Genomic DNA, 12,012 nt, shown 5'->3' with positions numbered 1-12,012 from the left:
GGCGACGGGCGCACGATGCCTCGGCCGCCCATCAGGGCCGCCGAGGGGACTGCACGTCGTCAGACGGCGTACAGGTGGTCCCGGATCGCCTGCAACATCGACGCGCCGAGCGCAGCGCTACGCGCCCCGCTCCACCCGTATTGCGGATCCGGACGATTGGCGTTGTCCTTGAACGGCATCTCGAGCGTCAACGACAGGCACTCGAAGTGGTGCGCGACATACTTCGATGCGAGCTTGCCGGATTCCGAGCCATGCTTGCCCGGCGGATAGCCGAACCGGTCCTGGAAGTCGAGGTTCGCACGCTTGAATCGCTCGATGAACGCTCGCTCATTGGCCAGGAGCGCCTCGCTCGCGCCATCGACGCCCTCGTTGCCGGCGATGAACACGTACGGGAGCGTTTCGTCGCCATGGATGTCGAAGAACATGTCGCAGCCGGTGGCATGAATCGCATCACGCACGCACAGCACTTCCGGGCTGCGCGCCGCGTCGGGCTCCAGCCACTCGCGATTGAGGTTCGCGCCTGCCGCGTTCGTGCGCAGGTTGCCGCGCGCCGAACCGTCGGGATTCATGTTCGGCACGATGTGGAACACCGCGTCGTTCAGCAGCGCCCCGGCCAGCGGGTCGCCGGCCCAGTCGCCCGCGCCCACGAGACGGCGCAGCAATCCTTCCACGAACCACTCGGCCATGGTCTCGCCCGGGTGCTGGCGCGCAATGATCCAGATCACGCGCTTGCCGTCGCCCGTCTCGCCCACCGTCAACGCAGTCATGTCACGGCCGTCCACGGTCTGCCCCAAATGACGCGAACGCACGCGCGAGGCATTCTGCGCCGTGCCGAGCAGCGCAAGATGGCGGTCGTCGCCATACGGCTCGAAATAGGCCAGATACACGCTGTCGTGCGCCGGCGTGAAGCTCACGGTCATGACCGTGCCATCATAGGCCGTCGGCACGCGATACCAGTGCACGCGATCGTACGAGGCGACGGCCCGATAGTCGCACCAGCCGTTCGGATACGACGTCTGGCCGGCATTGTCGAACACGATGCGGCAGGCCTGTCCCGCCGCGCCCTGCAGGCGGAAATAGAACCACTGCGAGAAATCCGCGTGCGTGTCGCGTCGCACGCGCACGTGGATCGCGTCGGCGCGCTCGGCGCTTACCAGCTCGATGGCGCCGCCATCGAAGGCGCTGCTCACGGTCAAAGACATCGGCATCCTCTTGGGCGATTTCGGAAAAATATCAAGTGACCTTGCGGCGGAACACCCACAACGCGTCGGACGACACGCTGTCGTCGAACGCATAGCCCTCGCTGTCGAACGACTTCAATTGCTGGACGTCCGACACGGCGTTCTCGATGGCATAGCGGGCCATCAGGCCACGCGCGCGCTTGGCGTAGAAGCTGATGATCTTGTACTTGCCGCCCTTCCAGTCCTCGAACACGGGCGTGATGACCGGGGCTTCGACCAAACGGCGCTTGACCACCTTGAAATACTCTTCCGATGCAAGATTCACCAAAACACGGCGCGTTTGCGGATGCTCCGCCAGCGCCGCGTTGATGGTGTGCGTCACCCGCTCGCCCCAGAAAGCGTACAGATCACGCCCGCGTGCGTTGGCAAAGCGCGTGCCCATCTCCAACCGGTACGGCTGGAGCAGGTCGAGCGGCCGCAATACGCCGTAGAGGCCCGAGAGGATACGCAAGTGGCGTTGGGCGAAGTCGAGTTGGGGGGCGGACAGCGTACGGGCCGACAGCCCCTCGTAGACGTCGCCATTGAAGGCCAGCACCGCCTGCTTGGCGTTGGTGGTATCGAAGCGCGGCGTCCACTCGGCATAGCGCGACGTGTTGAGGGCGGCCAACTGGTCGGAAATCCCCATCAGCGAGCTCACCTGGGACGGGCTGAGCGCTCGCAGGCTCTCGATCAGTTCGGCGGCGTCATCGACGAATTGCGGCACGGTGTGCTGCCCCACGTGCGGCGGCGTTTCATAGTCGAGCGATTTTGCCGGCGACAGAACAATTATCATAGCGACTGCAGCGTTCCTGCGAAAACAAGAAACCGCCATTCTATCCAATGCCTCTGCCCGCTGCTGTTTCCTCCGCCGATCGCGCCTTTGCCCAGGCTCTCGCCGAGCGCGAATCGGTGCCTCGCGTCGTGCTCGACACCAATGTCTGGATCGACGTGCTCGTGTTTGACGATCCTGCGGTCCGCGGCCTGCGCGCCGCCCTGACATCAGGGCGCCTGCAAGCGCTCATGGCGCCGCGCTGCCGCGACGAACTGGCGATTGTCCTCACCTATCCGCAATTCGCAGCGCGCGACGTGGACGTCGGGGCCGCGCTCGCGTGGGCCGACGCACACACGGCGCCGATCGCCGCGTCCACCGAGGACGTGGACGCCGCACCGCTGCCCCTGTGCAGTGATCGCGACGATCAGAAGTTTCTCGAGGCGGCGCGCGACGGCGGCGCCGACTGGCTCGTCAGCAAGGACCGCGCAGTGCTCAAGCTGCGCAGCCGCGTGGCGCGCGGATTCGCCTTCCGGATCGTGACTGCCGCAGTGTTCTCGGCGTTGCTCGAGGCCGCCATCGGTGAAGACGGCGGTAGAATGTCCGGCAAACCGCTGCGCCCCGCCCGACAAGCCGCGCAGCCCGACAAGCTGATTTCCGAAAACGAATTACGCCACGCCATGAACGCGCCGCACAACCCCGCCGCCCCGCTTGCGGCACCGTCCCTGCCGTCCCGCCTGCCGAATGTCGGCACGACGATTTTTACCGTGATGTCCGCGCTGGCCGCCGAAAAGCAGGCGGTCAACCTGGGCCAGGGCTTCCCCGACTTCGCCTGCGATCCGCGCATCGTCGACGCGGTGACGAAGGCCATGCAGGACGGGCACAACCAGTATCCGCCGATGGCCGGCGTGCCGGCGCTGCGCCAGGCCATTGCCGGCAAGATTGGGCGCCTTTACGGTCAGGCGTATGACTGGGATACGGAAATTACGGTGACGGCGGGCGCGACGCAAGCGCTGCTGACCACGATTCTCGCCTGTGTCCACCCCGGCGACGAAGTGATCGTGTTCGAACCGACCTACGACAGTTACGTGCCGTCGATCGAACTGGCGGGCGGCAAACCGGTGTTCATCACGCTGGACGCCCCCGAATTCCGCATCCCGTTCGACAAACTCGCCGCCGCGATTACGCCACGCACGCGACTCATCCTGTTCAACACACCGCACAATCCGAGCGGCACCGTCTGGCACGCCAGCGATCTCGCCAAGCTCGCAGACATCGTGCGCGGCACCGACATCCTGCTGCTGTCGGACGAGGTTTACGAACACATGGTGTACGACGGCAAGCCGCACGAAAGCGTCGCCCGTCACCCCGAACTGGCGCGCCGCAGCTTCATCGTGTCGAGCTTCGGCAAAACGTACCACGTCACCGGCTGGAAAGTCGGTTTCGTCGCCGCGCCCGCCGCGCTGACGGCCGAGTTCCGCAAGGTGCACCAGTTCAACGTCTTTACGGTCAACACGCCGATGCAGGTCGGGCTGGCCGAGTACATGCGCGATCCGGCGCCCTACCTTGAACTGTCGGCGTTTTATCAGAAAAAGCGCGATCTGTTCCGCGAAGGTCTTGCGAACTCGCGCTTCAAGCTGCTGCCGTGCGAGGGGACGTATTTCCAGTGCGTTGATTACAGCGCGATCAGCACACAGAGCGAAGCGGACTTCGCACTGTGGCTGACCGGCGAAATCGGCGTGGCGGCGATTCCTGTCTCGGCGTTCTATCACGCACCGCATGAATCGGGCGTGGTGCGCTTCTGTTTCGCCAAGAAGGATGACACGCTGCGCGAAGCGCTGGCGCGTCTGGCGAAGCTGTAAGCCGCGCCGCGACGGCCAGCCCGGCGGTCAGCCTGATGGCCGCCGGGTTGCCACTCCGGGTTGCGACCCCGGGTTGCGACTATTTCCCCGCTTGCTCGGCCTGTTGGGCCATATACGCCTTGCGGTCGGCCACCACACGCTGCACGGACGCACGCTCCCCGAGCGACTTCGTGTAGGCTTTCCAGTCAACCCCCGCCTCCTGCAGGAAATCGGTGCCGAAGACCGTCTGCGTCGCCATGCCCACCAGCGGCAAATGCACCACGGCGGCGCAGTCGACCATTGAGAACGTTTCCCCTGCGACATACGGCGAGAACTTCGCCAGCCGCTTGAACGCCTCGATGTGACGCCGCAGCAACTTCTCTGCGCGCGCTTTCGCCTCATCCGTGATCGTCCTGCCGAAGAACGCCTGGCCGTACAATTCGCGCGCCACCAGTTCGAGATGCAGCTCGAGCATCGTCAACAGCTCTCGCTCCTTCGCATTGCGCCATGGATCACGCGACAGCAGCGGCGTCTCCGGATAGCGCATCTCCAGATAGTCGGCGATGGCCTGAGACTCGCACAGCCAGCCGTTCTCGGTCTGCAGATAAGGCACCTTGCCCAGCGGCGAATGCGCCAGCAGCGCCGCATCCTGACTCGGCAGCGACAGCGACTCCTCGAATGGCAGGCCCTTCTCGATCAGGATCAGCTTGACCTTGTTGTAGTAATTGCTGATTGCGAAGCCACACAACGTCAACATGATGTCTCCCTTGATGTTTCTTGCGTTAATGTTCGGAGGGTGCAGTGTATCCGCTCGGAACGCCCCCGCCCACCCCATTCGCGTCCCGAATCCTCATGCATGCACAGGAAATCCATTTCCCGACCAATGGGTCGGGGATAGAATAGCGACGAGACAACGCTTCCCTGGACCTTCGAGAATACGAATGACTGCAATGCTCCCCCCCATTGAAACCCTCGGGCTGGTCGGTACCGGCGCGATGGGCCGCGGCATCGCCCAGATCGCGGCACAAGCCGGCCTGACCGTCAAGCTGTACGACACGAACCGCGCAGCCGTCGACGCCGCCTTGACCGCCCTGCGCGATACGCTTGACAAACTTGCCGCCAAGGGCAAGATCGACACGGCGCAAGCCGACGCGACGATGGCCCGCTTCAAGGCATGCGACGCGCTGGCCGATCTGGCCGACTGTCAACTCGTGATCGAGGCGATCGTCGAGAAGCTCGACGTCAAGCGCGAACTGTTCAGGCAGCTCGAGGCGATCGTGCCGGGGGACTGCATTCTGGCCTCGAACACGTCGTCGCTGTCGATCACGGCGATCGCCGCCGGATGCGACAAGCCGTCGCGCGTGGCCGGCTACCATTTCTTCAACCCCGTGCCGCTGATGAAGGTCGTCGAGGTGATCGACGGGCTTCGCACCGCCCCGGCCGTGGGCGATGCGCTGCTCGCCCTGGGACGCCGCATGGGCCACACGGCCGTGCGCTGCAAGGACATGCCCGGCTTCATCGTCAATCATGCCGGCCGGGGCCTGAACACCGAGGGGCTGCGTGTCGCGAGCGAGGGCATTGCCTCGTTTGCCGACATTGACCGCATCCTGCGCGAACAGGCCGGCTTCCGTCTGGGCACGTTCGAACTGCTCGATCTGACCGCGCTGGACGTCTCGCACCCGGTGATGGAATCGATCTACCATCAGTTCTACGAAGAAGCGCGCTATCGCCCTTCGCCGATCACCGCGGTGCGTCATGCCGGCGGCCTGCTCGGCCGCAAGGTCGGCGAAGGATTCTACCGCTACGTCGACGGCAAACCGCAAGTCGAGCCGGAGGCGCCCGCGCCGACCACGCTGCCCGCGAGCGTGTGGGTCAGCCGGGCCGATACGCGCGGCTTCGCTGCCGTCGTCGAACTGCTGGGCGCCACCGGCGTGACCATCGAAGACGGCGGCACGCCGTCGGCGCAGGCGCTGATCGTCGTCACGCCGCTGGGGCTCGATGCCACGACGTGCGCCGTCGAACAGCAGCTGGACCCCACCCGTACCGTCGCCATCGACACGCTGCTGCCGCTGGCCGGCGCACGCCGCCACACCGTGATGACGACACCGGTCACGCTGCCCGAATTCCGCGACGCCGCGCACGCGCTGTTCGCGCAGGGCGGCACGCCGGTGACCGTGATCCACGATTCGGCGGGGTTCGTGGCACAGCGCGTGATCGCGGCCATCGTCAACATCGGCGCGGATATCGCGCAGCAGCGCATCGCCAGTCCGCAGGACATCGACTTGGCCGTAACGCTTGGCCTGGGCTACGCGAAGGGACCGCTCGCCATGGGCGACGCCGTGGGTGCACGGCAACTGCTGACCGTCCTGCGCAATCTGCAGGCGTTCTACGGCGACCAACGGTACCGGCCGTCGCCGTGGCTCACGCGCCGCGCACAGCTTGGCGTGTCGCTGTTGACCGACGAACAGTGAGGAGAGGGGTATGAGCGCTGAACTGCTTGCCGAACGCGTCGACCAGACCCTGGTGCTGACGCTGTCCAATCCCGGTGCGCGCAATGCGTTGCATCCGGACATGTACGCGGCCGGCGTGGAAGCGCTGGCCACGGCCGAACGCGATTCGTCCATTCGGGCCGTGGTCCTCACCGGCGCCGACAACTTCTTCTGCGCCGGCGGCAATCTCAACCGCCTGCTCGAGAATCGCCAGAAGGACCCGGCAGTGCAGGCGCAAAGCATCGACGCGCTCGCCGAATGGATCGAGGCGCTGCGCGCGTGCCCCAAGCCGATCATCGCCGCGGTCGAGGGCGCCGCGGCCGGCGCCGGTTTCTCGCTGGCGCTCGCCTGCGATTTGCTCGTGGCCGCGGAGAATGCCAAGTTCGTGATGGCGTATGTCAAGGTAGGGCTGACGCCCGACGGCGGCGGCTCGTGGTTCCTGTCGCAAGCCCTGCCCCGGCCGCTGGCCACGGAGATCCTGCTCGAAGGCAAGCCGATCGGGGCGCCGAGGCTGGCCAGCGCGGGGCTCGTCAATCGCGTGGTCGCGCCGGGACAGGCGCGCGCCGAAGCGCTCAACTGGGCAACGGACCTGGCGCAACTGTCGCCGCATGCGGTCGGCCGCATCAAGGGGCTGATCGATTCGGGCGCCACACAACCGCTCACGCCGCAACTCGGCGCCGAGCGCGACAGTTTCGTGGCCGCGCTGCATCATGCGGATGGCCTTGAGGGGATCAGCGCATTCCTTGAAAAACGTCCCGCGAAATACGACTGAGACGACAGGGGATTTTTCCGTGACACAATCGGGTTGCTCGACCCGACTTCGAGGAGCTGCAATTGATTCAGGTCTATTCGTGGGCGACGCCCAACGGCCACAAGGTCCATATCATGCTGGAGGAATGCGGCCTACCCTATCGGGCCCATCCGATCGACATCGGTGCGGGCGCCCAGTTTACGTCCGAGTTCCTGTCGATTTCGCCGAACAACAAGATCCCGGCGATCGTCGATGAAGACGGGCCGGATGGCAAGCCGATTTCGCTGTTCGAGTCCGGCGCTATCCTCGTGTATCTGGCGGGCAAGACCGGCAAACTCCTGCCGGACGACGTTCGCGGCAAGTACGAGGCGTTGCAGTGGCTGATGTTCCAGATGGGCGGCGTGGGCCCGATGCTGGGTCAGGCCCACCATTTCCGCATTTACGCGCCCGAGAAGATCGACTACGCGATCAAGCGCTATACGAACGAAGCCAGGCGGCTCTACAACGTGCTGGACAAACGGCTGGGCGAAGCTGCGTACGTGGCGGGCGACGAGTACTCGATCGCCGACATCGCGATCTGGCCGTGGCTGCGCTCGTGGAAGAACCAGGGCGTGGCGATGGCCGACTTCCCGAATGTGGCACGCTGGTTCGAGACGATAGAATCCCGTCCGGCAGTGCAGCGCGGCGTGAAGGTATTGGCTGACGCCCGCAAGCCGCTGCAGGACGACCGGGCACGCGAGATTCTCTTTGGCGCGACGCAATACGCGAAGCACTAGGCCACGTGTGGCCCGTGAACACCGGGTTTACACCTCGAAACAAGTTGCGGTTTCGCCTGGGCGCGGGCAGTGCTAAGCTAAGAGGCCGCCGGAGCTGCGGCCGCGGTGGGTATCCTTGCGCCCCCACCGGCGGCCGGCCTCCGGTCTTGCAGTTCGCAGTGCACTCCGCTGGCTTCCGGGAGATCCACATGTCAGGCAAATTCGAACTCAAGCGTGCCGCCAACGGTGAATTTCACTTTACGCTGTTGGCCGAATCGGGCCAGGTCATCCTCTCATCGGAGACCTACAAGGCGCGCGCATCGGCGCAGAACGGCATCGAGTCCGTACGCAAGAATTCCGCCGAAGATCACCGTTTCGAGCGCAAGACATCGACCTCCGGCCGCCCTTATTTTGTTTTGAAGGCCCGCAACGGCGAAATCATCGGCCAAAGCCAGATGTTCTCGTCGGGTGACCAGATGGAAGCCGGCATCGCGGCCGTGAAGCACGACGCGCCGGCGGCCTCGGTGAGCGATTTGTCGCATTGACCGGCGGATGACCGAAGCAGGCGCCGTTCGGGCCAGCGCATCGCCGGGATTCGTTGTGCGGCGGGGTCGGGCGACCGGCTGCCGCCCGGCATCAGCCTGCGGAACGCCGCCGGTACATCCCCGTACCCTTGAAGCGGCAGACTTCTTCGCCATGCTGATTGGTGGCGGTCCACAGTTGCGTGACCGTGCCGCGATCGGGCTTGCTCTGTGAGGCCCGCACCGCGAGCGTCGTGCTCGTCACGTTGAGCGTGTCGCCGGGACGCACCGGCTTGAGCCAACGAATTTCCTCGACGCCGGGCGAGCCCATGCTCGCAGAGCGGCTCACCATCTGCACGACGTTCAGCCGCATCATGATGCTGCACGTATGCCAGCCACTGGCGACGAGTCCGCCGAAATGCGAGGCTTTCCCGCCGGCTTCATCGAGATGAAACGGTTGCGGATCGAACTGCTTCGCAAAAGCCACGATCTCATCGGCGGAAAACGTGTACTCGCCGAGGTCGAACGTATCGCCGACTGCAAAGTCCTCGAAATAGTATTCCAACGCCGCCATAAGGGGTGCCTCCCGCCGAATATTGTGCCGCCGATCACGGCGCGCCGAGTGCTGCCTGCGCGCCGCGCCTGAGTGAAACGTACTGCCGCAACGTGCTACTGCAATGTGTCCTTCAACCCTTCGGGCAGCGGCAACGGCATCACCTCGATACCCTCCTCTGCCAGCGCCTGCGTTTCCTCAAGCGTTGCGCTACCGCGAATGCTCCGTTCGGGTGCTTCGTCGTAATGAATCCGGCGCGCTTCCTCGGCGAACCGGTCGCCGACGTCCTCCGTGTTCGCCAGGACACGCCGCACAGCCTTCATCCACAGCGCCTGCAACTGTTGCTTCGTCCGCGCGGGATCGTCCGTGCCCACCGCAGGCTTGCGGGCCGTTGCGCCCGACAGGTTCAGGCGCGGCGCCGACGGCAGGCGCGTGACGGCAGTGTCGCCGCAAATGGGACACGTAACCAGCCCGCGATCCTGCTGCGAGACGAAATCGTCTTCGGAGCCGAACCAGCCCTCAAACGTGTGATCGTGGGCACAACGCAAGTCGAAAACCTTCATGACACTGATGGACCTTTCTCCGAAACTCAACGCAGCGGCGAACGTTCGCCGGGCTGCCACTGATTCGATAATAGCTTCTCCAGCCAAAACGCGCCGATGATGGTCTTGACGTCCGTCACACGGCCCGCCCGGACCCAGGCCAGGAGCTCCGTCGCCGGCAGGGTGAAGATTTCGAGAAATTCGCCGTCGTCGAGCTTGCGCTCGCCGGCCGTCAAGCCGCGTGCCAGCCAGATGTCGATGAATTCCGTCGAATACGAGATCACTGGATGAATTCGCGTCAGGTAATGCCATTCGGTGGCCTGATACCCGGTTTCCTCGAGCAGTTCGCGCTTGGCGCACGCGAGTCCGCCTTCCGCTTCATCGAGCTTGCCGGCCGGCAGTTCGTTCATCACGCGCGCCAGCGGGTAGCGGTATTGGCGCTCCATGAGCACGCGGCCGTCATCGAATAGCGGAATGACCATGACCGCGCCGGGGTGCGTGGTGTATTCGCGCGTGGCCTCCTTGCCGTCGGGCAGGCGCACCCGATCGCGCTTGATGGTCAGGAACGCCCCGTCGTAGACGGTTTCGCCATCGATGCGGGTTTCGACCAGATGTCGGTCATCTTGGAACGACTGGGTCATGACGGCTCCAGGTGTCATTGCACCGGGCAAAGCCGCCGGCGCACGATAATTCAGGAAATACAAAGCAAAACGCCGCCCGAAGGCGGCGTCACGTGCGTACGGCGGTCAAGCACGCCGGTGACGCCACAAATACCGGTAGACGAAGCCGGGAAACGCGAACACCACGAACAACGCCGCGGTCACCGCGTAGAACTCCCAGCCCTGCCCGAATACATTGCCAATACGCGATTCGACGAGCCAGGCCAACAGGCCCACCACGAAGTACGCCACGACCATTTCCACGAGCCGCAGCCACAGCGCCTTGACGGGGCGGCCCATCGGGGCCACCGCAAAAAGGCGCTGATTGACGAACGGCAGGTTGGCGCCGACCAGCGCCAGCAGAATCACGAACCAAGCGCCGGCGGACAGGCCCACGTATCGTCTCCGTTGTCTAACGTCGGCCGGCCTTAGCTGGCCAACGTCAGCTTGATGGTCTGCAGGCACCAGTCCATCAGCGAGCTGGGCAGCAAACCGAAATACAGCATCGCCAGGCCGTTGATCGACAGCACGACGCGCATCGACAGGCCCCCTTCCAGCGGCATGGTGTCTTCCGGCGCATCGAAGTACATCAGCTTGACGACACGCAGGTAGTAGAACGCACCGATCAGCGACGTGATCACCGCGACCACGGCCAGCCAGGTCATGCCGGCGTTGAGCACCGCCTGCAGCACCGCGAGCTTGGCATAGAAGCCCGCCATCGGCGGAATGCCGGCCAGCGAGAACATCAGCAGCAGCATCACGAACGCAAACCACGGGCTACGTTGATTAAGACCCTTCAGATCCGAAAGGTTCTCGGCTTCAAAGCCCTTGCGCGAGAGCAACAGCACCACGCCGAACGTGCCGAGCGTCGTGAGCAGGTAGATCACGCTGTAGAACAGGGCCGAACCATAGGCGCCGGCAATGCCGTCGATCTTGCCGCCGACCACGCCCGAGAGCATGCCGAGCAGCACGAATCCCATGTGCGAGATCGTCGAGTACGCCAGCAGGCGCTTGGTGTTCGTCTGCACGATCGCGGTCAGGTTACCGACGACGAGCGACAGGACCGCCAGGATGATCAGCATTTGCTGCCAATCGATCGCCAGCGGCAGCATGCCTTCGACGAGCAAGCGCAGCAACAGCGCGAACGCACCCAGCTTCGGTGCGCCGGCGATCAGCAGCGTCACGGGCGTCGGGGCGCCGTGATAGACGTCCGGCACCCACATGTGGAACGGCGCGGCGCCAAGCTTGAACGCCAGGCCGGCCACGACAAACACCACGCCGAACACCAGCACGATCTTGTTGACGGCGCCCGAAGCGATCACTTCGAAAACCTTCGCCAGTTCCAGCGAGCCGGTCGCACCGTACATCATCGACATGCCGTACAGCAGAAAGCCCGAAGCCAACGCGCCGAGCACGTAGTACTTCATGGCCGACTCGATCGAGTTCTGCGAATCGCGCCAGACGGCAGCCAGTGCATACAGCGACAGCGACATCAACTCCAGGCCCAGGTACAGGGTCAGGAAGTTGTTGCCCGAAATCATCACCGACAGGCCGAGCAGCGAGAACAGGCTCAGCACGTAGAAGTCACCGCGGTCGAGACCGCGCGCTTCCAGGTACTGGCGGCCGTACACGAAGGTCACGAGCGTGGCGAGGCTGCCGAACGCTTTGAGCAGGTTCGACATCGGATCGGCGACGACCATGTTGCCGAACAGGTAATGCGAGGCCGGGTCGGTCGCAGCGGCTACCCCGTACAGGACCGTCACCACCGCCATGGTCAGCACCGACAGGACGTAGTGCATTTTGCGCGTCTGGCCGAGGAAGGCGTCGCACATCATGATCACGAGGATCATGAAGAGCAGGACCGCCTCGGGAAGCACAGGCAACAGATTTAAGTTTTGCATGATCTTGTTCG

Annotated in this window: 13 protein-coding genes and 1 pseudogene; 6 read left to right on the top strand and 8 right to left on the bottom strand. The window is 64.4% G+C overall.

The window, feature by feature from the left end; genetic code table 11:
• Positions 1-59: 59 nt before the first annotated feature.
• Together PTE30175_RS13805 and yaaA are read right to left on the bottom strand one after the other, a co-directional pair.
• The gene (locus PTE30175_RS13805; protein WP_420819633.1) at positions 60-1,208 is read right to left on the bottom strand and encodes a M14 family metallopeptidase; all 1,149 of its coding nucleotides are present in this window, start codon (positions 1,206-1,208) and stop codon (positions 60-62) included.
• A gap of 25 nt (positions 1,209-1,233) precedes the next feature.
• Positions 1,234-2,013, bottom strand: coding sequence for a peroxide stress protein YaaA (gene yaaA / locus PTE30175_RS13800; protein WP_150697631.1), 780 nt, complete (start codon positions 2,011-2,013; stop codon positions 1,234-1,236).
• A 47-nt stretch (positions 2,014-2,060) separates the two neighbouring features.
• Here yaaA and PTE30175_RS28680 point away from each other — a divergent pair.
• Positions 2,061-2,420 (top strand): annotated as a pseudogene (locus tag PTE30175_RS28680) (PIN domain-containing protein); the annotation flags it as partial.
• A gap of 249 nt (positions 2,421-2,669) precedes the next feature.
• Positions 2,670-3,851 (top strand): pyridoxal phosphate-dependent aminotransferase, encoded by a 1,182-nt coding sequence (locus PTE30175_RS13795; protein ID WP_224788770.1) that lies wholly within the window; start codon positions 2,670-2,672, stop codon positions 3,849-3,851.
• 79 nt (positions 3,852-3,930) lie between these two features.
• On the opposite strand, the gene PTE30175_RS13790 is transcribed toward PTE30175_RS13795, so the two are convergent.
• The gene (locus PTE30175_RS13790; RefSeq protein ID WP_150697629.1) at positions 3,931-4,587 is read right to left on the bottom strand and encodes a glutathione S-transferase family protein; all 657 of its coding nucleotides are present in this window, start codon (positions 4,585-4,587) and stop codon (positions 3,931-3,933) included.
• Between the two features lie 184 nt (positions 4,588-4,771).
• Here PTE30175_RS13790 and PTE30175_RS13785 point away from each other — a divergent pair, with 184 nt between their 5' ends.
• From PTE30175_RS13785 to PTE30175_RS13770, 4 genes are all read left to right on the top strand, one after another.
• Entirely contained in the window at positions 4,772-6,301 is a 1,530-nt protein-coding gene (locus tag PTE30175_RS13785; RefSeq protein WP_150697628.1) for a 3-hydroxyacyl-CoA dehydrogenase, read from the top strand.
• Between the two features lie 10 nt (positions 6,302-6,311).
• The gene (locus PTE30175_RS13780) at positions 6,312-7,091 is read left to right on the top strand and encodes an oxepin-CoA hydrolase, alternative type (protein WP_150697627.1); all 780 of its coding nucleotides are present in this window, start codon (positions 6,312-6,314) and stop codon (positions 7,089-7,091) included.
• 62 nt (positions 7,092-7,153) lie between these two features.
• The gene (locus PTE30175_RS13775; RefSeq protein ID WP_150697626.1) at positions 7,154-7,846 is read left to right on the top strand and encodes a glutathione binding-like protein; all 693 of its coding nucleotides are present in this window, start codon (positions 7,154-7,156) and stop codon (positions 7,844-7,846) included.
• 188 nt (positions 7,847-8,034) lie between these two features.
• Positions 8,035-8,370, top strand: a complete 336-nt coding sequence (locus tag PTE30175_RS13770) for a YegP family protein (RefSeq protein WP_150697625.1) — start codon at positions 8,035-8,037, stop codon at positions 8,368-8,370.
• A 91-nt stretch (positions 8,371-8,461) separates the two neighbouring features.
• Here the strand turns inward: PTE30175_RS13770 and PTE30175_RS13765 are convergent, their stop codons facing one another.
• The 5 genes from PTE30175_RS13765 to nuoN all read right to left on the bottom strand — a co-directional run bounded on the left by PTE30175_RS13765 (position 8,462) and on the right by nuoN (position 12,001).
• Entirely contained in the window at positions 8,462-8,920 is a 459-nt protein-coding gene (locus PTE30175_RS13765) for a MaoC family dehydratase (RefSeq protein WP_150697624.1), read from the bottom strand.
• 95 nt (positions 8,921-9,015) lie between these two features.
• Positions 9,016-9,462 (bottom strand): DUF1178 family protein, encoded by a 447-nt coding sequence (locus PTE30175_RS13760; RefSeq protein WP_150697623.1) that lies wholly within the window; start codon positions 9,460-9,462, stop codon positions 9,016-9,018.
• 26 nt (positions 9,463-9,488) lie between these two features.
• A complete protein-coding gene (locus PTE30175_RS13755; RefSeq protein WP_150697622.1) occupies positions 9,489-10,082 on the bottom strand; it encodes an NUDIX domain-containing protein in 594 nt (197 codons plus the stop codon).
• A gap of 105 nt (positions 10,083-10,187) precedes the next feature.
• Positions 10,188-10,490 carry a DUF2818 family protein gene (locus PTE30175_RS13750; RefSeq protein ID WP_150697681.1) on the bottom strand — a complete coding sequence of 101 codons (303 nt, stop codon included), beginning with the start codon at positions 10,488-10,490 and terminating at the stop codon, positions 10,188-10,190.
• A gap of 38 nt (positions 10,491-10,528) precedes the next feature.
• Positions 10,529-12,001, bottom strand: a complete 1,473-nt coding sequence (nuoN, locus tag PTE30175_RS13745; RefSeq protein ID WP_150697621.1) for an NADH-quinone oxidoreductase subunit NuoN — start codon at positions 11,999-12,001, stop codon at positions 10,529-10,531.
• Positions 12,002-12,012 lie beyond the last annotated feature (11 nt).

The organism is Pandoraea terrae, from assembly GCF_902459695.1.
GTDB lineage: Bacteria > Pseudomonadota > Gammaproteobacteria > Burkholderiales > Burkholderiaceae > Pandoraea > Pandoraea terrae.
The sequence above is the reverse complement of the archived record's forward strand: the minus strand, read 5'-3'. Positions and strand labels throughout refer to the sequence as shown.

Coding starts and splice junctions, on each gene's coding strand:
- nuoN (WP_150697621.1), bottom strand. CDS start 12,001: ATGCAAAACTTAAATCTGTTGCCTGTGCTTCCCGAGGCGGTCCTGCTC.
- PTE30175_RS13795 (WP_224788770.1), top strand. CDS start 2,670: ATGAACGCGCCGCACAACCCCGCCGCCCCGCTTGCGGCACCGTCCCTG.
- PTE30175_RS13755 (WP_150697622.1), bottom strand. CDS start 10,082: ATGACCCAGTCGTTCCAAGATGACCGACATCTGGTCGAAACCCGCATC.
- PTE30175_RS13780 (WP_150697627.1), top strand. CDS start 6,312: ATGAGCGCTGAACTGCTTGCCGAACGCGTCGACCAGACCCTGGTGCTG.
- PTE30175_RS13805 (WP_420819633.1), bottom strand. CDS start 1,208: ATGCCGATGTCTTTGACCGTGAGCAGCGCCTTCGATGGCGGCGCCATC.
- yaaA (WP_150697631.1), bottom strand. CDS start 2,013: ATGATAATTGTTCTGTCGCCGGCAAAATCGCTCGACTATGAAACGCCG.
- PTE30175_RS13770 (WP_150697625.1), top strand. CDS start 8,035: ATGTCAGGCAAATTCGAACTCAAGCGTGCCGCCAACGGTGAATTTCAC.
- PTE30175_RS13790 (WP_150697629.1), bottom strand. CDS start 4,587: ATGTTGACGTTGTGTGGCTTCGCAATCAGCAATTACTACAACAAGGTC.
- PTE30175_RS13760 (WP_150697623.1), bottom strand. CDS start 9,462: ATGAAGGTTTTCGACTTGCGTTGTGCCCACGATCACACGTTTGAGGGC.
- PTE30175_RS13785 (WP_150697628.1), top strand. CDS start 4,772: ATGACTGCAATGCTCCCCCCCATTGAAACCCTCGGGCTGGTCGGTACC.
- PTE30175_RS13765 (WP_150697624.1), bottom strand. CDS start 8,920: ATGGCGGCGTTGGAATACTATTTCGAGGACTTTGCAGTCGGCGATACG.